Raw genomic sequence first — 20,772 nt, forward strand, 5'->3', positions numbered from 1 at the left:
CCGAGTGCCTACCTGTGTTGAGCTGACACGACGACGCTGATGACCGTCTCCTGGTCCAGGCCCGAGGCCAGGAGTTCCAGCGCCGTGTCGGGCGCCTCGTCGTGGACGATGATCGTTCGCGTGTCGAAGCGACCGAGGCTGATCACCGCGCTGTAGGCTCTGAAGTCCTCTCCATCAATGATTACGGCTTGCGTTGCCTCGGGAAACTGGAGGCGCTTGGTGTCCATGGCGAACTGCCACAATCTGCGCTCTGGCCCGTGCGCGGGCGGCGTGTCCTCGGCCGTGTTTTTGAACACGATATTGTAATAGTCCCGCATCGAGGCATCGGCTTGCTCGAAGATTTCCGGGTCAATCTTGAGGTCGTCGGCCACGAGCCGGGTGATGCCCAGGCGTGCGTCGTCCTCGTAGGAGATTGCCAGCCCGTTGTAAGGCGCGGAGTGAACGCGCTTCCAATCGTCCGGCGGGGCCACGTGAAACTCTCCGATCACGAATCGATGTGTGCCATCAATCGCAGCAGCGTCATGGGGGATGACATCGGCCGTAAAGGTGCAGGCAGGCGTGTTGCAGTCGGCTTCGGACGCGGTGGCGTCTGTTACCAGGAGCAGAATAACAAGCAGAACGGCAACAGCCGGGGCGTGTTGGCTGGAAAGCATGGTAGTTCCCTCTACCGTCAATGACCTGGCGAAGGCTATCCAGTGGAGAATGTGGTGTCAATCTAGTGGTGTGGCGGGGTAAGCGCCTGACTCACCATCATCCCCATCTCGTCGCCGACCTCGCGAATGAGGCTGGCGTCGCGGGTGCCTCGGGCCATGATCAGCGCACCCTCGAGGCTCGCCACAATGGTCAGGGCCAGCCGCTCGGCCCGGCCATGCTCGGCGCCTGCCGCGACCAATGCGTTGCGGTACATGGCCGTCCATTCATCCAGGGCGGCCCGGCATGCGGATGCCAGCTCTGAATCCATGCCGGGCGCGTCGAGGATGATCGGGGCGACCGGGCAGCCGAAGGCGTACTCGGTGTTCGCCATCTCCGCGGCGGCCGCTTCGAAGAAGGCGCGGACACCGGCGGCCGGGTCCGTGGCCTCGGTCAGGCACGCGTCGAGGATCTCGGTGGCTTCGTTGATGGTGGCCTGCATGGCCGCGAGGACAACGCTCTCCTTCCCTCCGGGAAAATGAAAGTACAGCGATCCCCGCGGCGCACCGCTCTCGCTGAGGATCTCGCTCAGGCTCACCCCGTGCAGGCCCCGCAACTGGATCAGCCGGGCGGTGGCCTCGATCATTCGCTCTTTCGTGTCTTTCGCCATGGGGATTTTCTACCATCGTTGACGAACTATGACGATCGGTCTATATAGTATGATGATCGGTCTAGTCGTCAAGCGGCGGTTGTTATCGCCTGGAGGTGATCATGCGGCACCAACACCACACCAGCGGAGCGCACGCAATGGCAGTGAAACCCCACCACGAGGGCCCGGCACGGGTCTGGGGTCTGGCCGGGCGTGACTACGACAACATCAGCTTCGGTGTCGGCGACGCGCTGGGTCATGCGGTTCAGCGGCTGAACCCGGGCCCCGGGCAGGACATTCTGGATGTGGCCACCGGCACCGGCTGGACGGCCCGCAACGTCGCGCGCCTGGGCGCGCGCGTGACTGCGGTGGACATCGCGTCCGGGTTGCTTGACGCGGCCCGGGAGCTGTCAGGTCATGCGGAGCCGGTCATTACGTTCCGGCAGGCCGACGCCGAGGAGCTACCCTTTGCCGACGCCAGTTTCGATGGAGTCATCTCGACCTTCGGAGTGATGTTTGCCGCCGACCAGCGGCGGGCGGCCCGGGAGCTGGGGCGGGTCTGTCGCCCGGGTGGCCGGCTCTCGCTCGTGGTCTGGGAGCCGGGAGGGTCCGTCCAGGACTTCTTCGGTGTGATCGGCGAGTACGATGACGCCCCGCCACCGGACCCTTCGCCGCTCGCCTGGGGCGATCCGGCCCATGTCCGCGATCTGCTCGGCGATGATTTCGATCTGTGGTTCGAGCCGGGGGTCAATCACCACTATTTCGACAGCGTCGACGATGCATGGCAGTGGTATGCCCGTGGGTTCGGTCCGATCAAGCAGGTGATCAGTCAGCTCTCTCCTGATCGGCAAAGTGCGTTCAAGGACGCCATGGACCGCTATCACGCCAAGTTCGAGACCGATGCAGGCCTGCATATTCGTCGGGAGTACCTGGTGATCATCGGTCGGCGGACTTAGCGGCCTTCGGGCCCGGTGGAACCGAGCGCCGCGTGGGGAGGTTCAGCGAACGCTGTCGAGGATCGCCCCGAGGTACGGCTTGTGCCGGTCGATGTCGTCCCGGCTCAGGCCGTTCATCTCGTAGGGGAACACCAGCCAGTCCTCCGACTGATACTGGCAGTAATCCGGCGTGATGCCGGTCTGATTGGCGCTGGGGCGCTGGTACAGGGTGGCGACGCGCGTATCCGTGGGCATGTTGCGCTTGAGCTGGTTGTTCAGCCGTCGCAACACGGCAGCCACGCTGTGGCCCGTGCCGAAGACGTCATCCACGATCAGCAGGCGGTCGTCCCGGTTGAGGTTGTCCAGCAGGTAATGGGTGCCGTGTACGCGGATCTTTGCATCCGGCGAGGCCACCATGGCGTCGTAGTCGTGCATGCCCTGGTACGAGGTGCGCAGGGCGATGTGGTCCGTCTCCACCCCGAGTGTCTGCAAGCACTCCTGCACGTAGATGCCCACCGCGCTGCCGCCGCGCCACAGGCCGACGATGAAGTTCGGTCGGAAGCCGCTTTCGTAGACCTGTACGCCCAGCCGGAAGGCATCCTCAATGAGATCCGCCTCCTGCAGGAAGCGCCGGGGGCGTGCGGTTTCTTCGGGATTCGTGGTTCGTTGTGTCAATGGTTTGCCAGGATGCGTTGTTTGGTGGGATTATGCTCGGCTTTCGTGACCGTCAGTGGTGCCATGGCTGAGAAACACTACATCACCGCGCAGAGTCTGCTCGAGGACTCCTTCCGGCTGGGTGCGCAGATCCTGAACTCCGGCTTCCGGCCCACCTTTATGATTGCGGTGTGGCGCGGTGGCGCACCCATCGGCATCGCCGTCCAGGAGTTTCTGGATTACCATGGCGTGCATACGGATCACATTGCCGTCCGGACGTCATCCTATCACGGCATCGATCAGCAGAGCCGCACCGTGCGCGTGCACGGGCTCAATTATCTGGTCAAGCACGTCACCCACGACGACGAGCTGCTGATCGTCGACGACGTCTTCGATACCGGCCGCTCCGTGGTGGCCATCATCGAGGAGCTGCGTCAGCGGGCGCGGCTGAATACCCCCCACGACATCCGTGTGGCCGTGCCGTATTACAAGCCGGCCCGCAACGAGGTGGGCTGGGCCCCCGAGTATTACATCCACGAAACCGACGCGTGGCTGAAGTACCCGCACTCGCTGGAAGGGCTGACGCCGGAGGAGATCGCCAGCAACCGCCCGGAGCTGCACGCGATCCTGGCACCGCATCTGGAGTAGGGCATCGGGTCGCGAGGGCGCGGCCCGGCCGAAGTATCTCGTCACCCGGAAGTGACGAACACGGATTGATATCAACGAGCAAGGAGGCTCCATGAGTAAGCGAATCGAGCACGTCGTTGTGTGCGTCATCAAGCGGTTGGTGGCGTTGGTGTTGGTCTCCATCCTGGTTATTCCCCTTTCCGGCTGTGCCACTATGTGGTTCTCGGATCGCATTGACTCGCTTGATGAGGTCGGCACTGCCTTCGATGGCCGGCGGGACACGGTGACGAAGGGTGAGTATCGGCTTGATTCCGTCGAAGACGGATACCGCCTGCGCATGCGTTTCGGCGAAGCGTTGCGCTCCCGGAGGGACCAACCGGACTGGTTGAATGTGGACATCGACATAACCCCGGGCTCCGAACAGGTGGAGCGTTACGTTTCCATGGAGCTCTCGGAGGCCGATGAACCGCTGGGTTCCGGTGAAACAGCCATTCTGGTTGATCAGGGCGTGGAGGATGAGGACGAGCCGGAGAAGGTGCTGCAGTCTGCCCTGGATCGCGTGGACCCCGTCGCCGTCGGTGATCTCGGATACGTCACGCCGGTGCTGGTGATGTCCGTCCCTCATCGGACAGCCAACAACCAGATGGTCCGGGGACGAATCCTGGTCTCGGATGATCCCGATAAGGAATCGGAGGAGGTTGCGTCCGCGTCGTTCAGATACTTCAGGGGCGAGTTGGTTGGGTGGCACAGTGGGATCGACTCCCCCTGGACGAACAGCGACGTGGAACACGAACTGGAGGGCAGGCACCCGGTTCACCCAGGGGTCTACAGTGTTGGTTACGCCGCCACAGTGCCAGTGGATGTCATGCTCGCGCCGGTATACGTGGTGGGCGTCGCCGTGTTGGGTGGCGCGCTGATCATCATCTTGTCCGGGGGGTGACGGTGGTCGCAATGCCCGGGGCGGGGGCGCTCCAGCGTAATCCCTAACGGTTCTGGGGGCACCGGCTCGACCTGCGGACCACGAGCTCGCCGGCGATGACGCGGCGCTCACGTCCCGGTGCGCCGTCACGGATGCTGTCGAGCAATGCGGTCACGGCCGTGCTGACCATGGTGTCCGTGGGCTGGGTGACGGTGGTCAGATTGTAGGCGCCCCAGGCCGCCTGGGTCACATCGTCGTAGCCCACCACCGAGACATCCTCCGGCACGCGCAGGCCCAGCTCCCCGCGCAGGGTGTCCATGACCGCGAAGGCCATGTAGTCATTGGCGACGAAGACCGCGTCCGGCGGGGCGTTTACCCGGAACAGGGTGCGCGCGGCCTCGCGGGCGCCCTCGCGGGTGTAGTTGCCCACGGCGCGGGCGTGGCAGGTGAGGCCGTGGCGGGCCAGGGCCTCGCGGAACCCGTGTTCGCGGTCGCGGCTGGTGGAGGCCTCCGGATCGCCGGCAATGAACGCCACGCGCTGGTGGCCGGCCCGGGCCAGGAAGTCGCCCACCGCCGCGCCGCCGGCCTCGTTGTCCGCGGTGACACTCACGGTAGGGGCATCGGGCACGTCCCGGTTGACCAGCACCACGGGGATGCCGGCCTCGGCGCACTCCCGGGCCAGCGCTGACGAGAGTGTGGCCGACGCCATCAGCAGCCCCGCCACCGGGTACTGCAGGATCTCCTGCAGGGCGTCGTCCGCCTCGCCCCGGTCGGTGAAGAACAGCATGACGTGGTGTCCCGCCGCCTGGAGCTCCCTGGAGACGGCTTCCAGCATGCGGGCGTAGAAGGGGTTGTCGAGATCCGCCAGCACCAGGCCGACCATGCGCGAGCGCCGCGTGATCAGGGAGCGGGCGAAGGCGTTGGGCCGGTAGCCCAGTTCACGCGCCGCGGCGATTACCCGCTGCCGGGTTTCCGCCGCGATGCTGGCGCCGGGCGTGAACGTGCGGCTGACGGCGGACTGCGAAACCCCGGCGGCGCGGGCCACATCCCGTGCGTTGACCCGGCCGCTGCGCCGGTTTGCCATGACTGCCTCCGTGTCAGCGCGCCGCGCCATAGGGCTCCACGTCGCGGCCGCCGTAGCGCCGTACGCGGATGTTGGCCTGCTCGCCGTGGCCGGAGAAGCCCTCCAGGTGACACAGCCGCGAGCAGTACTCGCCCATGCGTGTCGAGGCCTCGTCGGTCAGCACGCGCTGGTAGGTGCAGGTCTTCATGAACTTGCCGACCCACAGGCCGCCGGTATAGCGCGCGGCACGCTTGGTGGGCAGGGTGTGGTTGGTGCCGATCACCTTGTCGCCGTAGGCGACGTTGGTGCGCGGGCCGATGAACAGCGAGCCGAAGTTGCGCAGGTAGTTGAAGAAGTAGTCGTCGTCGCGGGTCATGATCTGCACGTGCTCGAAGGCCAGGCGGTTGGCCTCGCGCACCATCTCCTCGCGGGAATCGCAGAGGATGACCTCGCCGTACTCCGCCCAGGAGTCCCGGGCCACGTCGGCGGTGGGCAGCACCTGGAGCTGGCGCTCCACCTCGGCGATGGTCTCCCGCGCCAGCTGCTCCGAGTCCGTGAGCAGGACGGCGGGGGAGGTGGGCCCGTGTTCGGCCTGGCCGAGCAGGTCCACGGCACACAGTTCGGCATCCACGGTGTCGTCGGCGATGACCAGCGTCTCCGTGGGGCCGGCGAACAGGTCAATGCCGACGCGGCCGAACAGCTGCCGCTTGGCCTCGGCCACGAACATGTTGCCCGGGCCCACCAGCATGTCCACCGGGTCGATGGTCTCGGTGCCGATGGCCATGGCGCCGATGGCCTGGACACCGCCCAGGATCAGGATCTCGTCGGCGCCGGCCAGGTGCATGGCGGCAATAATGGCCGGATGCGGGCGGCCGCCGCTCGGCGGCGTGGCGGCCACCACGCGCTCGACGCCAGCCACCTTGGCAGTCAGCACGCTCATGTGGGCCGACGCCACCATGGGGTACTTGCCGGCGGGCACGTAGCAGCCAACGGCATCCACGGGGATGTTCCTGTGCCCCAGGACGACGCCGGGATGCGTTTCCACCTCCAGGTCCTGGAGGGACGCCTTCTGGTGCTCCGCGAAGGTACGGATCTGCTCCTGTGCGAAGCGGATGTCGTCCAGGTCGGACCGGGACACTTCGCTGAGCGCCTGCTGGATCTCAGTCTCACTCAGCCGCCAGCTCTGTGGCGACCAGTTGTCGAATTGCGCGGAGAGTTCGCGCACCGCGGCGTCGCCGCGTTTATCGATGTCTGTCAGCGCGTTCTCCACGATGGCGCGGACTTTGGCGTCCGCCTCGGCCACCTCGCTGGGTTCTTTCCCGGTCTTCAGTTTCTGGGCCATGTCGTCTCCTCCGGTCTGGTTTGCATACGTATGCAAAATAGACCATCAACGGTGCCGGGGCAACGGTGGGGCAGGGAGGGGGCCGACGACGAAAACGGGCCGCGACCGGGGTGGTCGCGGCCCGTGATACGGCGCGCAGGCGCCGTCAGGACTTCGGACGGGTGTTGTCCGGATCGTAGAGCGCCCGGTAGCCCACCGCTTCGATGCGCATGCGGTAGTGCTCCTGGAAGTACTCCATGAGGACTTCGCCACCCTCGTGACAGAACTGCCGGGGCAGGTAGCCCATGGCGATGTTGCAGCCCATCGACGGCCCGTAGGCAATGCTGGTGACGTAGGACCGCCGCCCCACGTCATCCACCAGTACCTCGCCCGTGTCCGGGTTCAGCAGCGGCCACTGACCCACCGGGTAGCGCGGCACGCCGTTGGCATCGGTGTTGTCCACCATGGTCATGGTGCACAGGTACGCCGGCTGGCTGGCGCGCTCGCGCTGCTCCAGGTACGCCTGCTTGCCGTGGAAGTCCGCCGCTTTGACCTTGGGCCGGTCCAGCCCTGCCTCGTAGAGGTTGTACTCGCTGAGCAGGTCGGCGTTCTGCAGCCGCAGGCTCTTCTCCAGGCGCCGGCTGTTGGCGTACATCTCGATGCCCACCGGCGTGACGCCCTGCTCGTAGAGCAGATCCCACAGTGACAGGCCGTAGCAGAAGGGCACGTGCAGCTCCCAGCCCTGCTCGCCCACGTAGGAGATGCGGAACGCGTACACCGGCATGCCGCGGACGCTGATCTGCTTCGCCGTGGCGAACGGGAAGCGCTCGTCGTCCAGCGCCTCCGGGTGATCCGCCAGCGCCTGGAGGGTGGTGCGCGCGTTGGGACCCCACAGGCCCAGGCAGGCCAGATGGTCGGTGCGGTCGTCGATGTAGACGTGGTAGTCGAACTGCGACGCCATGCGCTTCAGCCACACGTAGTCCCGGTGGCCGGTGTCGCCACCGCACATCACGCGCCAGCGGTCCTCGGCCAGGCGGATGATGGTGACATCGCCGCGCACGCCGCCGGCGGCGTCCAGGAAGTTGGTGTACACGCCCTTGTCGATGGGCGTGTTGCCGCCCACCTTCGCCACGGAGGTGTACTCCACCAGGGCCTCGGCGTGCGGGCCGGAGACATCGAACACCGCGAAGTGGGACAGGTTGATCATGCCCACGTCCTCGGACAGGGCCAGATGCTCCGCGTTGGACACCCGCCAGAAGTGCCGTGCGTCCCATTCGGCGCCGCGCTCGGGCACGCGCTCGGCGTAACGCTCCAGCAGGTGCTCGTTGGCGGCATAGCCGTGGGCGCGCTCCCAGCCCGCGGCCTCCATGAAGTAACCGCCCAGCTCCTGCTCCCGCGGCCAGAACGGACTGCGCCGCAGGTTGCGCGCCATGCTGTAGGGCTCGCGGTTGTGCACGGGCGGGTTGTAGATCTTGAAGGCGGTCTCGTAGCAGCGGTCGTAGATGTAGCAGGGCGTGTTCTGGATGGGGTAGAACCGCGCCACGTCAATGCCGTGGTTGTCCACCTCGGTGCGCCCGTCGGTCATCCAGTCCGCCAGCACCTTGCCGGCACCCGGGCCGTCCTTCACCCAGATCGCCTCGCACACCCACAGCCCGTCGGTGACCGGGGATTCGCCGATGAGGGAGCCGCCGTCGGCGGTGACCGACAGCAGGCCGTTGAACGAGTGCTTCTCGTCCAGCCCCAGTTCGCCGAGGATGGGCGTGAGTTCCATGGCCCGTTCCAGCGGCTCCATGATCTGTTCCACGTCCAGGTCGCGCTGGGACGGCGACAGCCGTGCGTCCTCCTTCTCCAGGATATCGCGCGGATGCACCAGGCGCGGGGACTTCTCCTCGTAGTAGCCCCATTCGATCTGGCCGCCCTCGGTGGTGTTCGGATCGCCCGTGTCGCGCAGGTAGGCGGAGTTGCCCTGATCGCGTAGCAGCGGGTAGCCGATCTCGTGGCCGGTGCCGGCGAATCCGTCATAGGGTCCGAAGTACAGCAGCGGATGCTCCACGGGCATCATGGGCAGATCCTGTTGCGCCATCTCCGCCATGATGCGGCCCCACAGGCCGGCGCATAGCACCACCTGGCTGGTCTCGATGTAGCCACGCGGGGTGTGAACACCGCAGATGCGCCCGCCCTGCACGTCAATGTCCGTTGCCGGCGTGTTCGCGAACGTCTTCAGTTTGCCGGTGGCTCTTGCCTCTTCCACCAGCTCGCCCGCCACCTGCTGCGAGCGCGGCACCACCAGGCCGGCGTCCGGATCCCACAGGGCGCCCTGGATGACCTCCTGCTCCAGCAGCGGGAAGCGCTCCTTGGCTTCGCTGGCGCTGATCATCCGCGCGCGGGTGCCAAACGCCTTGCCCGAGCCCACCTTGCGCTTGAGTTCTTCCATGCGCTCGTCGTCGCCGACCCGGGCGACCTCCAGCCCGCCAATGCGCATGTAGTGCCCGCGCGCTTCGTAGAAGTCGGCGCTGTACATGGTGGTGTAGCACGTCATATGGTCGTGCGACGTCATGTAGCAGAAGTCGGAGGCGTGGGAGGTGGAGCCGATGTCGGTGGGGATCATGGACTTGTCGATACCGACAATGTTCTCCCAGCCGCGCTCGATGAGGTGGTGGGCCACGGAGGCCCCGACGATGCCGCCCTGACCGATGATCACGACGTCTGCGCTCTTGGGAAAGTTCGCCATTGCCTCTGCCTCGCCCGTTGTTCAGCTTGCCTGACTGGGATTGTTACCAGTGGCGACGGGGCTGGCTGTTCTAGAAGCGCAGGCTTCTGTCTTATCGCGGACATCAAGTGTTTGCGTCCGGACCTCCCGGTATTGTCTGTTTCTGGAGACGGCGCCACGGGGAGGGTGTCGTTGCACTGGTGTGGCGCTTCGCCGTTCCCCGCAGGAGTTCCGGCGCGCAGCATCTGTTCCGCCTCCGCAAAGTGGAAGGCGACTGGTGGATCGTCGGAACCGAGCTGCTGGGCGCAGACTAGTGTCTCTCGCCGGCGGTGGTCGGATTAGTGTCTGTCGCCGGCAGCATGGTGTGGATCGCCTGGCGCGGTGCCAGCGGCACGCAGACCACGCTCAGTGTCGCTGCCAGGAGAAAGGCGGAGGCCAGGCCGAGGCGGGCACCGAGGAGCCCGGCAACGGTCGGTGCCACCAGCTGTCCGGCAGAGATCAGGAAGAAGGTCGCCCCGAAGCCCGCCGAAGGGCGCTCCGGGAAGGTGTGCACGCTCCAGATCCCGAACAGGCCGGTGACCAGGATGAATGTCGCGCCGAACAGTGTGCCCGAAAGGAGGACGGGTGCCGGCGTGTGCGGGCACACAGCTAGCAACAGGATGGCCCCCGCGCACGCCAGCACCGCGGCTGTGAAGGTCCCTCGCAGCCCGTAGCGGCGCACCAGGTCGCCCGCTGCGCCGCCCAGCAGGCCCGCGGCGCCCATGAGCACCCAGAACGCCCGTGTGCCCGCGTCCGGCAGTCCGCCGTGGTGCGTGACAAGGTCCACGGCAAAGGTCCAGTAGACAGCGGTGGCCAGGCCGAACAGCGTCGCCGCCGCGAACAGCGGCAGCGAACGGCGATTAATCAACCAAGGGAGAGCCAGCGGTTGCGGCCCGCCATGCACGCCAGGGTAGGGGCCGCGCGGCATGAGCGGGGCGTTCCAGGCAGTGGCCACGGCGGCGAAGCCGGCGAAAGCCAGCCATGCGAGGCGCCAGTCGTCGGCCACGAGCAACGCCACCGGGCCGGCGACGATCACCCCCACGCTGGTGCCTGCGTTGATCAACGCATAGGTACGCGCCTGCTGAGGGGCCGCGATCAAACGTGCCACCGCGTCCGACAGCGGTGGATACGCCAGTCCCGGGCTGGTTCCTGCCAGGAACACCCCGGCGGCCAGCAACCACGGGCCGCGGCTCGCGGCGATGAGCGCCATACCGGCCGTGGCGGCAAGACCGCCGAGCACCACCGGCAGCCGGGGGCCTAGCGAGCCCGCGATGACGGAGCCGGCAAGCGTGGCCACCAGGTAGCCGGCGTAGGACAGGCTCCCGATCAACCCCAGCACGTCCAGTGACAGGCCCAGATCCGAGCGGATGTCGGGCAGGAACAGTCCGTAGGTATAACGCGCCAGCCCGTATGTGGCGGCTACGATGGCAAGTCCGGCGGGGACGAGATGCCACGGCGTCACGGCGGCCCGGTTCATGTTGCTGGCCTCCTGTCGGGTGAGGCTTCGTGAAAGGTCGGTACGCACGGGAGTGTACGGTGGGGCATGGAATCGTCAAAATGAATGATGTCGCCTTTAAAATTGGGGTAATCAATTCCGGAGTCATGAAAACACTCGATATCAACCGTCTGCGGAGCTTCGTGGCGGTGGCCGAAACACACAGCCTTACCCGCGCCGCTGCGCGTGTGCACCGCACCCAGTCCACGGTGAGTCAGCAGTTGCACCGACTCGAGGACAGCGTGGGCGAGCGGCTGCTGCACCGGACGCAGGGGCGCGTTCTCGGGCTGACTCCGGCGGGGGAGCGGGTGCTGGATCACGCGCGCCGGCTGCTGCGTTGCCACGACGAGACGGTGGCGGCGCTGGACGCCGATGCCCTGTCCGGGACGCTGCGCCTCGGGGTTGCGGATGAAACCGCCCACGCACGCCTCGCCGGCGTTCTCGCCGATTTCCGGAGCCGTCACGGTGGCGTGCGTCTGACGATGGAGGCGCTTCCCTCCGACGCACTGGAGGCGCGGCTTGACGCGGGTGAACTGGATGCCGTGGTGGTCAATCGCCATCCCCGGGCGGTGGGAGACGGTGCGGTGCTCTATACCGAGCGGCTCCGGTGGCTTGCGGCGATCACGCTCGTGCGGCGTCCGGGAGAGCCACTGCCCGTGGCCGGTTTCCCGGCCACTTGCGCTTATCGGGCCTGCGCCGATGCGGCCCTGGCCCATTGGGGCGGTGACTGGGACATGGTCTACGTCAGCCCTGGGCACCACGCGGTGTGGACGGCCGTGACCGCGGGGCTTGGCGTTGCCGCGCTGCCCGAAGCGTCGCTGCCACGCCCGCTGCCGGAGGGGATCCGGGAGCAAGAGCTGCCGGCGCCGGGGGAGGTGGCCGTGGTGCTGCGGACGGCTCCAGGCGGCCCCGGTCGGCTTCTCGGTGCGTTGGCGGAGGCGATTCGCTGCGCTGTGTGAGGCGCTACTGCGCCAGTACGGCTTCGAGTGAACCCGCGTCTCCCTGGAGTGGTTGCAGGGCCAGACCCAGAACCAGTAGTGCCACCACTGCGAGCTGCACCACCTCCTCGTCGGGCAGGAGCGTGGGTTCGTTTGCTTCGCCGACGCGGGTGACCTCCAGCCCGCCAACGCGCGTGTAGAGTGCCCGCGCTTTTCGTAGAACTCGGCGCTGTACATGGTGGTTTAGCACGTCATATGGTCGTGGGACGTCATGTCTCACTGGAGGGATTCGTTTCATGCAATTCGGCGCGCACGTCTCCGCGGCCGGCGGCCCGCAGAACGCCCCGGAGCGCGGACGGGAGATCGGTTGTGACTGCATCCAGATCTTCACCCGCAACCAGCGGCAGTGGCAGGTCAAACCGATCTCGGACGAGGAGGCGGCAGCGTTCCGCGCCAACCGCAGCGAGCAGGGCATTGGCGCGGTCATGAGCCACGCCTCCTACCTGATCAACCTGGGCACCACCGACGGCGACAAGTTCGCCCGCTCGTACGCCGCCTTTGAACAGGAGCTGATCCGCTGCCACACGCTGGGGGTGGAACTGCTGAATTTTCATCCCGGCGCACACGTGGGCGAGGGGGAGGCCGTGGGTATCCGCCAGATCGCCCACGCCCTGAACGACGTGGCGCGGGCCCACCCCGACAAGGCCGATGTGCTGCTGGTGCTGGAGAACGTGGCCGGGCAGGGCACGACTCTGGGGCGGTCGTTCGAGCAGCTCGCCGCGATTATGGAGCAGCTGGAGCAGCCGGAGCGTTTCGGCGTCTGCATCGACACCGCGCACGCCTTCGCCGCGGGGTACGCCATTCACACCGAGGCGGGGTGGGATGCCACCTGGGAGGCCTTCGACGCCGCGCTCGGCCTGGACCGGCTTGCGGGCATCCACCTCAACGACTCCAAAGTGCCGTTCGACTCCCGCAAGGACCGGCACGCCCTGCTGGGCCGCGGCGAGATCGGCCGGGGCGCGTTCGAGCGCATGGTGACCGATCCGCGCACGCGCGACGTGCCCATGTTCCTGGAAACCCCGGCCGGCCCCGCCGGCTGGGCGCAGGAGATCCAGTGGCTCCGCAGTGTCGCCGCCGGCGAGGATGCGCCGCTGCCCGAGATCGAGGACGCCGGTGTCAATCTTTAAGCCGCTGTACCGGTGGCCTAGCCGTTCGCTTGCAGAGGATCCCTGGACGTATCCGTGCGCATGAACCGGTCCCGGCGCAGGACCGCCGCCGGCTCCAGTGACCGGATCGGCACATTCGTGTCCAGTGGGATGGCACCGTCGGACTGCAGGGCCAGGTAACGTAGGCAACTGACACGCAGGAACGACGAGAAATTGCTCACGTCGCCGTTTGCCAGCACGATTTCGTCGTACAGGCGGGTAATGAGCTGGCTCAGGGACATGCCGTCGCGGCGCGCGATTTCCTCCAGCACCTGCCAGAACATGTTCTCCAGACGAATGCAGGTCACGGCGCCATGGAGCCGCAGGGACCGGGAACGGTGGGCGTAGAGATGGGGGTCTGCTGACACGAAAATCTCGCACATGGCCTTTCTCCTGTTGAGGCCCCTTGGAGCATAGTCCGTGGTGCCACCATCGGCCATGGCGGCTGCCCCGGGGCGACCGCGTGAGCCGCCCCGGGGAAGGGCTCAAAGTTCGATGCGCGTTCCCAGAACCGCCAGGAACTGACGGATCCATGCGGGGTGCGCCGGCCAGGCCGGCGCAGTGACCAGCCACTGGTCGGTGACGGCGTCGTCCACCGCGATGTCGGCGTAGGTGCCGTGGGCCAGCTCAACATCGGGCTGGCACGCCGGGTACGCCGAGCATTTCATGCCTTCCAGCACGCCTGCGGCGGCCAATAACTGGGCTCCGTGGCAGATCGCCGCCACGGGCTTTTTCTCGGCGGCGAAGCGGCGCACGATGCCGCGGACCTGTTCGTTCAACCGCAGGTACTCCGGTGCTCGCCCGCCGGGGATCAGCAGCGCGTCGTAGCTGTTGGGGTCGATGTCAGCGAACGTCGCGTTCAGGGTGAAGTTATGTCCCCGTTTCTCGCTGTAGGTCTGGTCGCCCTCGAAATCGTGGATGGCGGTCGCGATCTGCTCGCCGGCCTGCTTATCCGGGCAGACCGCGTCTACTGTGTGGCCAACGGCCAGCAGGGCCTGAAAGGGGACCATGATTTCGTAGTCTTCAACAAAGTCCCCGCAAAGCATCAGAATCTTCCGGGCAGCCATGACGGTACCTCTCGTTATCTCCTCCAATAGGGACTTCCGAGTCTGTCAGCGTTCGCGCTCCCGTTGGTAATAGCCGGTTACAGCACTGGATGGGGAGCACGCAACGAACGCCTGACCCACTGATGACGGAAAGGAAATTCGGTATCGTCTCGTCACTGGGGGCGACAAATGTAAGGGAGGCAGGCGCATGGGTTCGCAGACAGTCCCTGAGACGATGGCGGCAATGGTGCTCACCGGCCACGGGGGCATCGACCGGCTGGAGTACCGCCAGGACTGGCCGGTGCCGAAACCCGCGGCGGGGGAGGTGCTGGTCAAGGTCACTGCCACCGCCAAGAACAACACCGACCGCAAGGCGCGGGAGGGGCTGTATCCGGTCAAGGACAAGAGCGATACCGTCTCGTTTCAGGTGGGCGGCGCCCCAACGTTCACCTTTCCGCGGATCCAGGGCGCCGACGTGGCCGGCCGCGTGGTCGCGGTGGGCCAGGGGGTGGACGCCGGCCGCATCGGGGAGCGCGGTCTGCTGGACTTCAACCTCTACGCCGACCAGCGCCGCGACATCAACCTCACCCCCGACTACTACGGCCACGGCGCCGACGGCGGGTTTGCCGAGTACATCGCCGTGCCGTCGGATCAGTTCCACGCCGTGGCGAACCCGGAGCTCGCGGATGCCGAGCTGGCGGCCATGGGGATGTGCTCGTACCAGACCGGGCTGCACATGCTGAACGCGGCCGGCGTGACGGCCGGGGAGCGGGTGCTGATCACCGGTGCCAGCGGTGGCGTGGGCACGGCCATGATCCAGCTCTGCCGCATCATGGGCGCGATTCCCTATGCCCTGAGCCAGCCGGACAAGGCCGATGCGCTGCTGGCCCTGGGGGCCGAGGCCGTGCTCGATCGCTCCGAGATGGCCGATTTCGAGCAGCGGGTGCGCGCGGTCACCGGAGACCGGCCCATCGACGCCGTGATGGATCTGGCCGGCGGCGACATGACCGACCGCTTCATCGACACCATGATCTTCGACATGGGTGCCCGCAGTACCTACCCCCGGCTCAGCATCGCCGGGGCGAGCGCCGGCAACGTCAGCGAGATCATGTGGACGCGGATCTACCTGTATCAGGTGCAGATCTTCGGTGTCTCCCACGGCACGCGGGAGGAGGCCGAGCAGCTGGTGGCGTGGATCCGCTCGGGACAGCTGCGGCCGGTGCTGCACGCGGCCTTTCCGCTGTCGCGGCTGCACGAGGCCGAGACCTATTTCACCCGCCGTGGCAGCAACTACCTGGGCAAGATCGTGATCGTGCCCGATTCCGAGTGGCAGGAGCACGGCGCGCCCTACGCACTGAAGGGGGTCGAATGACCGACGAACTGACCATCCAGCTCATGGACACCCATGCCGGCGGCGATGTGAGCCGCATCGTCACCGGTGGCATCGAGCCGCTGCCGGGCGCCACGGTGCGCGAGCAGATGGAGTACCTGCGCGATGACGCTGACGGCCTGCGCCGCCTGTTGCTGGAAGAGCCCTATGGCATCCCCGAGATGTCGGTGGATCTCATCGTGCCCGCCACGGACCCCCGGGCCAGCGCCGGTTACATCATCATGGAGGTCATGGGTTATCCCATTTATTCCGGCTCGAACACGATCTGCACGGCGACCGCGCTGCTGGAAAGCGGTGTCGTACCCAAACAGGAGGGGCATCAGCAGTTCACGCTGGAGGCGCCTGCCGGGCTGGTGAAGATCGACGCCCGGGTGGAGAACGGCGTGGTCGAAGCCATCACCTGCGAGGGGCTGCCGAGCTATATCGACACCTATCGCGCCAGCATCGACGTCCCCGGGATCGGTGACGTTACCTACAGCGTGGCGTACAGCGGTGGCTTCTACGCACTGGTGGATGCCACCGAGCTGGGGTTCGACCTTACCCTGGACGAAGAGTCGCGCCTGTCCGCCTGCGCCCACCGGATCGTGGAAGCCATCCAGGCGCAGCGCGGTTTTCACCATTACACGCTGGGGGATGTGGGGCCGCTGCCGTTCCTGCACTTCATGGGGCCGGTGGAGGCGGTGACCGGTGGGTTCTATCGCTCCCGCTCGGCCACCTACGTGCATCCGGGCGTGATCTGCCGCAGTACCACCGGTACCGGTACCTCGGCGCGGCTGGCCCTTATGCACCACGAAGGGCGCATCGAGCCCGGCGACCGGCTGGAGACGGTGTCCCTGCGCGAGACAGGTTTCATCGGCGAGTTCACGGGCACCCGCCAGGAGGGGGAGCAGTCGGTGGTGGAGAACCGGATCACCGGCAAGGCGTATGTGCTGAACCGCTCGGACGTGGTGGTGAACTGCGCCGACCCCATGGTGGACTGCACCAGCCTCCGGCACATTCTCAGCAGCGCCCGTTGAACATGCCGGGTCCGCACCGGCCCTGCGCTGCTTCCCATGGCGGGCCGTGTCCGGTGATACTGACGGCGTGAACTCCTGACTGGCGAACCCACATTGAAGACGAAACGCTGGCGCTGGCGTCGATTCTGGCTCTACCTGCTCACCCCGGTGGCGGCCGTGGTCCTGATCGTCACCGCCTGGACCTGGTGGGCGGAGGAAAATCCGCAGAAGGAGCGTGAGCTCCGTGTGCAGCTGCACGAGGAGCTGCAGCAGCGATTCCCGGAGCACATGACCCTGCCGGAGAGCCGGCGCGGATTCGTTCCGCGCACGGGCGAGAGGGATCCGGACCGGCCGCCGGACGTGATTCTGATTCACGGGCTCGACGAGCCCGGCGATATCTGGGACGACCTGGTACCGGTGCTGGACGCCGCGGGTGTCAACGCCTGGGAGTTCCGCTACCCCAACGACCAGGCGGTGGACCGCAGCACCGACCTGCTTGCCGACTACTGGCCGGAGTTGCCGGCGGACCACGATGTGATCCTGATCGGCCACAGCATGGGCGGACTGGTCATTCGTGACTTTGTCTCGCGCTGGCGCCACCCCGCGGACGATGACCCGGCCGTGGACGGTGCCCGGGTCAAGGGCACGGTGCTGGTGGGCACACCCAATCATGGCTCCGAGTGGGCGCGGTTGCGCGTCTGGCTGGGGCTGCGGGAGTTCTTTGCCTCCATCCCCGATGACGACTTCTCGCTCTTCACCAGCCTGCAGGAAGGCACGGGCGCCGCGAAGATCGATCTCCGGCCGGGCAGCGACTTTCTCACCAACCTCAACGCGCGCCCGTGGCCGGAGGAGGTGCCGGTGCGCATCATCGGCGGGATCCTGGGGGGGCCGGACCGGGACGTGATCGACGGCATCAGCAGCATTGCCACGGAGCTGGACGCGGAGGAATGGCCCCGGGATTTCGAGTCGTGGTGGTTCGGTCTGGGGGAGGAGCTTGGTGATGGCGTGGTGCCGGTGGATTCCCTGTCCCTGGCGGGTGCGCCGCCGCCGGCCATGGTGTCCGCGTCGCACCGCGGGATGCTGTCCCGGACCCTGGTCTCCGACGAGGAGCCGCCCGCGATCCCGATCATCATGGACCTGCTCGCCGAATGGCAGGTGGCGGAGGACGCGGGCGGATAGTCTTGTGCTAGCGGGGGTCGCGGCCGAGCGTGTAGAACTCCGGGTTCGGCCGCATGGAGGCCATGTTCGCCAGCCGGTTGCTCATGGCGAAGAAGGCCGCCACCGCGCCGATATCCCAGATGTCGTCCTGGCTGAAACCGTGCTCGTGTAACGGGGCAAAGTCGTCGTCACCGATCTCGCCGGAGCGCAGGGCGACTTTCATGGCGTAATCGAGCATGGCGCGCTGGCGGGGCGTGATGTCCGCCTTGCGGTAGTTGATGGCCACCTGATCCGCCAGCAGCGGGTCTTTCGCCCGGATGCGCAGGATTGCGCCGTGGGCCACGACGCAGTACTGGCAGTTGTTGGCACCGGACGTAGCCACCACGATCATCTCCCGCTCCGCCTTGCTCAGGCCACTGTCCGACTCCATGAGCGCGTCGTGGTGGGCGAAGAACGCCCGGAACTCATCCGGCCGGTGCGCCAGCGCCAGGAAGACGTTTGGCACGAAGCCCGATTTCTCCTGCACCGCGAGAATGCGCTCGCGGATGTCCTCGGGCAGGGTGTTGATGTCCGGTACCGGAAACCGGCTGACTGGCTGTTCGCTCATGGTGGGCTCCTGGTTGTCGGGTGGCCGCAGACAACTCATGATAGAGCATCGATCTCACGTGCGCCGCCACCGTGGCGACACCTGGAAACGGGAGTGTTCCATGCAGGACGTGGCCAGAGTGCTGGATTACTGGTTCGGCAATGAACCGGACGACGGACGGCTTGCCGACCAGCGCGCGCCGTTGTGGTGGTCCAAGAATGCCGACACGGACGCGGAGATCCGCGACCGGTTCGAGCCGCTGGTGCTCGCGGCGGAGCGTGGCGAGTTGGCCGACTGGGAAGCCACTCCGGAAGGCAGGCTGGCGCTGATCATTCTCACGGATCAGTTCCCGCGCAACATCTACCGCGATACACCGGACGCGTTCCGCTTTGACGGTCTTGCCCGGCAGCACTGCCTCGAGGGCATCCGCCTGGGGCAGGACCGGGGGCTGCGCCCGGTGCAACGGGTCTTCTGGTACATGCCGCTGGAGCACTCCGAGGTGCTGGAGCATCAGGACCAGAGCGTGGCGCTGTTCCGGGAGCTTGCGGAGGAGGTGGATGCCGCACTTGCCTCGACCTTCGAGTACTTCCTGGATTTCGCCATCCGCCACCGTGACATCATCCAGCGGTTCGGGCGGTTTCCCCACCGGAATACGATCGTCGGGCGCGCCTCCACGGAGGAGGAGCAGGCCTTTCTGCAGCAGCCCGGGTCGTCCTTCTGAACCTGAGATGTCTCATCCGTGCGACACATCCCGCGATACCGGCTCCGCAGGTGCCCGGGTGCGTCAGTCCCGGTGACGTGCCGCGTCTGTCGTGCCGGTGTCATGACCCGCTCTGATGGCCGTGGTCCGGGCTGCAGCCCGCGGCTGGCAAGGGCTTGTCCGGGTGGGCCGCGGGTTGGCGCACGTCTTGCTTCGTCAATCGGTGTGGCAGCTGTTGCCCCGGGACGGAGGTGCGGTCCATGAAGCGTAACCCCATGGATAGATCAGGTGACGCGGCTGGGTGGGGTGGCGGTACATCGCCGCTGACGCCGGAAGCGATTCTCGATGAGCGGCGTCTCTACGGTGAAACGGGCGGCGAGAGCTCCGTGTGCGCCAGGGAGGGGTTTGTGCCGGCGTTCCGGGATGACGAGACTGGCACGGTCTACCGCGCCCGCTTTCGCGATGGGCGGCCAGCGCCCATGCATTTGCTCGACGGGCTTCCGGACGCGGTGGTTCTCACCCGTGACGCGCAGGGTCGCGTTCTCGCGGTCAAGCCGTCGCTCACGTCCGGGTTTCTGTTGTGCGGCTGCTTCTACAGTCGTGCAGAGGCAGCCGCCGTTGTCGTGACCTAGATGCCGAGCTCCCGCTTGGCCTCTTCGAGCTTCTCCATGGCGCGGTCGTGGTCGCCGTCTTCGTGGTATTGCTCGCCTTCATCACGCAGCGCCTGGGCGCGTTCCAGAACGTCCGCCTCGATGTGGCTGTCCACGTCGTCACCCTTCAGCACTTCATCGATCTCTGCGACGAGGCCGGGGCAGCCATGGGCCATGACTGTGCCCGAGAACAGCGCGGCGAATACGGCGGCAAGGGTGGCACGTAACATGGGCTTCTCCTCATCATGCTGTTATCAGGTCTTGTCAACCTAGCACGTAACTGTGGTTTTGAAACCCCGTCATAACAGCTGCACCGGCGCAACAGGCGACCCGGGAGGCGTGATGCGCTAGCGTGTGAGGCATTGGATCATTGGCGGTAGAGGAGCGCCGGATCATGCCCGTCGAGAGCGAGATGCACCACCTGCGCCGTTGCGTGGAGCTGGCCGGGGAGGCGCTGGCAGAGGGGGACGAGCCGTTTGGCTCCGTGCTGGTGGACGCAAGTGGCGTGGCGTTGATGGAAGATCGCAACCGGATCGCCGGTGGCGACCGGACCCGCCACCCCGAGTTCGCCCTGGCCCGCTGGGCCGTCGAGCACCTGTCTCCGGAGGTGAGGGCCGCCGCGACCGTATACACCTCGGGTGAGCACTGCCCCATGTGTGCGGCGGCGCACGCCTGGGTCGGGCTTGGGCGGATCGTCTACGTGAGCTCGTCGGCACAGCTCGTGGGTTGGCTCTCCGAGCTGGGTGTGCCCGAGCCGCCGGTGCGGCCGTTGCCGATACAGTCGGTGGCCCCGGGCGTAGTGGTCGAGGGTCCCGTGGCCGGCCTGGCCGAGGAAGTGCGGGGGCTGCACTGCCGCTATCACGGCGCGGCCCCGGAATAACCCCCTGCCGTCGCATCTGGATTTCCGGTATACTGCCTGGATTGAATACAATTCACCGGCCATCATGATTACCGCGATTCGAAAGCTCCGCTGCCACAACGCCTGTCTGTGGCACTACCAGTACCCCGAAGACATCAAGCCCATCCCCGGGCTTTAGGTTCCCGCACGCCTGAATCTTTTTC

At 66.5% G+C, this 20,772-nt stretch carries 23 protein-coding genes; 11 read left to right on the forward strand and 12 right to left on the reverse strand.

Features of this window, described 5'->3' with window-relative positions:
- Nucleotides 1–8: 8 nt before the first annotated feature.
- Both BMZ02_RS01325 and BMZ02_RS01330 read right to left on the reverse strand, forming a co-directional pair.
- Entirely contained in the window at nt 9–653 is a 645-nt protein-coding gene (locus tag BMZ02_RS01325) for a hypothetical protein (RefSeq protein WP_091639253.1), read from the reverse strand.
- Nucleotides 654–715: 62 nt separating this feature from the next.
- The gene (locus BMZ02_RS01330) at nt 716–1,300 is read right to left on the reverse strand and encodes a TetR/AcrR family transcriptional regulator (protein WP_091639257.1); all 585 of its coding nucleotides are present in this window, start codon (nt 1,298–1,300) and stop codon (nt 716–718) included.
- Between the two features lie 137 nt (nt 1,301–1,437).
- On the opposite strand from BMZ02_RS01330, the gene BMZ02_RS01335 reads away from it, so the two are divergent.
- Complete coding sequence (locus tag BMZ02_RS01335; RefSeq protein ID WP_091639260.1) at nt 1,438–2,235, forward strand: class I SAM-dependent methyltransferase; 798 nt, start codon at nt 1,438–1,440, stop codon at nt 2,233–2,235.
- Nucleotides 2,236–2,277: 42 nt separating this feature from the next.
- On the opposite strand, the gene BMZ02_RS01340 is transcribed toward BMZ02_RS01335, so the two are convergent.
- The gene (locus BMZ02_RS01340) at nt 2,278–2,889 is read right to left on the reverse strand and encodes a phosphoribosyltransferase (RefSeq protein ID WP_216110653.1); all 612 of its coding nucleotides are present in this window, start codon (nt 2,887–2,889) and stop codon (nt 2,278–2,280) included.
- Nucleotides 2,890–2,952: 63 nt separating this feature from the next.
- On the opposite strand from BMZ02_RS01340, the gene BMZ02_RS01345 reads away from it, so the two are divergent.
- On the forward strand, nt 2,953–3,516 hold the full coding sequence (locus BMZ02_RS01345; protein ID WP_091640352.1) for a phosphoribosyltransferase: 564 nt from the start codon (nt 2,953–2,955) through the stop codon (nt 3,514–3,516).
- Between the two features lie 91 nt (nt 3,517–3,607).
- Nucleotides 3,608–4,435, forward strand: coding sequence for a hypothetical protein (locus tag BMZ02_RS01350; protein WP_091639262.1), 828 nt, complete (start codon nt 3,608–3,610; stop codon nt 4,433–4,435).
- Nucleotides 4,436–4,478: 43 nt separating this feature from the next.
- Here the strand turns inward: BMZ02_RS01350 and BMZ02_RS01355 are convergent, their stop codons facing one another.
- The 4 genes from BMZ02_RS01355 to BMZ02_RS01370 all read right to left on the reverse strand — a co-directional run bounded on the left by BMZ02_RS01355 (nt 4,479) and on the right by BMZ02_RS01370 (nt 11,072).
- Nucleotides 4,479–5,498, reverse strand: coding sequence for a LacI family DNA-binding transcriptional regulator (locus BMZ02_RS01355; protein ID WP_091640353.1), 1,020 nt, complete (start codon nt 5,496–5,498; stop codon nt 4,479–4,481).
- A 13-nt stretch (nt 5,499–5,511) separates the two neighbouring features.
- Nucleotides 5,512–6,819 (reverse strand): histidinol dehydrogenase, encoded by a 1,308-nt coding sequence (hisD, locus tag BMZ02_RS01360; protein ID WP_091639264.1) that lies wholly within the window; start codon nt 6,817–6,819, stop codon nt 5,512–5,514.
- Nucleotides 6,820–6,964: 145 nt separating this feature from the next.
- On the reverse strand, nt 6,965–9,529 hold the full coding sequence (locus BMZ02_RS01365; protein WP_091639269.1) for a GcvT family protein: 2,565 nt from the start codon (nt 9,527–9,529) through the stop codon (nt 6,965–6,967).
- Between the two features lie 289 nt (nt 9,530–9,818).
- Complete coding sequence (locus BMZ02_RS01370; RefSeq protein ID WP_139209110.1) at nt 9,819–11,072, reverse strand: MFS transporter; 1,254 nt, start codon at nt 11,070–11,072, stop codon at nt 9,819–9,821.
- Nucleotides 11,073–11,149: 77 nt separating this feature from the next.
- On the opposite strand from BMZ02_RS01370, the gene BMZ02_RS01375 reads away from it, so the two are divergent.
- Nucleotides 11,150–12,001 carry a LysR family transcriptional regulator gene (locus BMZ02_RS01375; protein ID WP_171909759.1) on the forward strand — a complete coding sequence of 284 codons (852 nt, stop codon included), beginning with the start codon at nt 11,150–11,152 and terminating at the stop codon, nt 11,999–12,001.
- 4 nt (nt 12,002–12,005) lie between these two features.
- On the opposite strand, the gene BMZ02_RS18695 is transcribed toward BMZ02_RS01375, so the two are convergent.
- Entirely contained in the window at nt 12,006–12,230 is a 225-nt protein-coding gene (locus tag BMZ02_RS18695; RefSeq protein WP_139209111.1) for a hypothetical protein, read from the reverse strand.
- 46 nt (nt 12,231–12,276) lie between these two features.
- Here BMZ02_RS18695 and BMZ02_RS01380 point away from each other — a divergent pair, with 46 nt between their 5' ends.
- Nucleotides 12,277–13,167, forward strand: coding sequence for a deoxyribonuclease IV (locus BMZ02_RS01380; RefSeq protein WP_091639277.1), 891 nt, complete (start codon nt 12,277–12,279; stop codon nt 13,165–13,167).
- A gap of 17 nt (nt 13,168–13,184) precedes the next feature.
- Here BMZ02_RS01380 and BMZ02_RS01385 read toward each other — a convergent pair whose 3' ends face one another.
- Nucleotides 13,185–13,568: a ribbon-helix-helix domain-containing protein gene (locus tag BMZ02_RS01385; RefSeq protein ID WP_091639280.1), complete on the reverse strand. Its 384-nt coding sequence runs from the start codon at nt 13,566–13,568 to the stop codon at nt 13,185–13,187.
- Between the two features lie 102 nt (nt 13,569–13,670).
- Complete coding sequence (locus BMZ02_RS01390; RefSeq protein WP_091639282.1) at nt 13,671–14,252, reverse strand: DJ-1/PfpI family protein; 582 nt, start codon at nt 14,250–14,252, stop codon at nt 13,671–13,673.
- A 187-nt stretch (nt 14,253–14,439) separates the two neighbouring features.
- Here BMZ02_RS01390 and BMZ02_RS01395 point away from each other — a divergent pair, with 187 nt between their 5' ends.
- From BMZ02_RS01395 to BMZ02_RS01405, 3 genes are all read left to right on the forward strand, one after another.
- Entirely contained in the window at nt 14,440–15,603 is a 1,164-nt protein-coding gene (locus BMZ02_RS01395) for a zinc-binding dehydrogenase (RefSeq protein ID WP_091639285.1), read from the forward strand.
- Entirely contained in the window at nt 15,600–16,637 is a 1,038-nt protein-coding gene (locus BMZ02_RS01400; RefSeq protein WP_091639287.1) for a proline racemase family protein, read from the forward strand. The genes BMZ02_RS01395 and BMZ02_RS01400 overlap by 4 nt, the downstream gene beginning before the upstream one ends.
- 93 nt (nt 16,638–16,730) lie before the next feature.
- On the forward strand, nt 16,731–17,795 hold the full coding sequence (locus tag BMZ02_RS01405; protein ID WP_091639288.1) for an esterase/lipase family protein: 1,065 nt from the start codon (nt 16,731–16,733) through the stop codon (nt 17,793–17,795).
- 7 nt (nt 17,796–17,802) lie between these two features.
- Here BMZ02_RS01405 and BMZ02_RS01410 read toward each other — a convergent pair whose 3' ends face one another.
- The gene (locus tag BMZ02_RS01410; protein ID WP_091639290.1) at nt 17,803–18,381 is read right to left on the reverse strand and encodes a peroxidase-related enzyme; all 579 of its coding nucleotides are present in this window, start codon (nt 18,379–18,381) and stop codon (nt 17,803–17,805) included.
- 37 nt (nt 18,382–18,418) lie between these two features.
- On the opposite strand from BMZ02_RS01410, the gene BMZ02_RS01415 reads away from it, so the two are divergent.
- Nucleotides 18,419–19,081, forward strand: a complete 663-nt coding sequence (locus BMZ02_RS01415; protein WP_216110654.1) for a DUF924 family protein — start codon at nt 18,419–18,421, stop codon at nt 19,079–19,081.
- 239 nt (nt 19,082–19,320) lie between these two features.
- The gene (locus tag BMZ02_RS01420) at nt 19,321–19,692 is read left to right on the forward strand and encodes a hypothetical protein (RefSeq protein WP_216110655.1); all 372 of its coding nucleotides are present in this window, start codon (nt 19,321–19,323) and stop codon (nt 19,690–19,692) included.
- On the opposite strand, the gene BMZ02_RS01425 is transcribed toward BMZ02_RS01420, so the two are convergent.
- Nucleotides 19,689–19,940, reverse strand: a complete 252-nt coding sequence (locus BMZ02_RS01425) for a hypothetical protein (RefSeq protein WP_091639293.1) — start codon at nt 19,938–19,940, stop codon at nt 19,689–19,691. The two genes, BMZ02_RS01420 and BMZ02_RS01425, sit on opposite strands and share 4 nt — an antisense overlap.
- A 164-nt stretch (nt 19,941–20,104) precedes the next feature.
- Between BMZ02_RS01425 and BMZ02_RS01430 the strand changes: the two genes are divergently transcribed.
- On the forward strand, nt 20,105–20,590 hold the full coding sequence (locus tag BMZ02_RS01430; protein ID WP_091639295.1) for a nucleoside deaminase: 486 nt from the start codon (nt 20,105–20,107) through the stop codon (nt 20,588–20,590).
- Nucleotides 20,591–20,772: the final 182 nt, after the last annotated feature.

Source organism: Aquisalimonas asiatica, from assembly GCF_900110585.1.
Classification (GTDB): Bacteria; Pseudomonadota; Gammaproteobacteria; order Nitrococcales; family Aquisalimonadaceae; genus Aquisalimonas; species Aquisalimonas asiatica.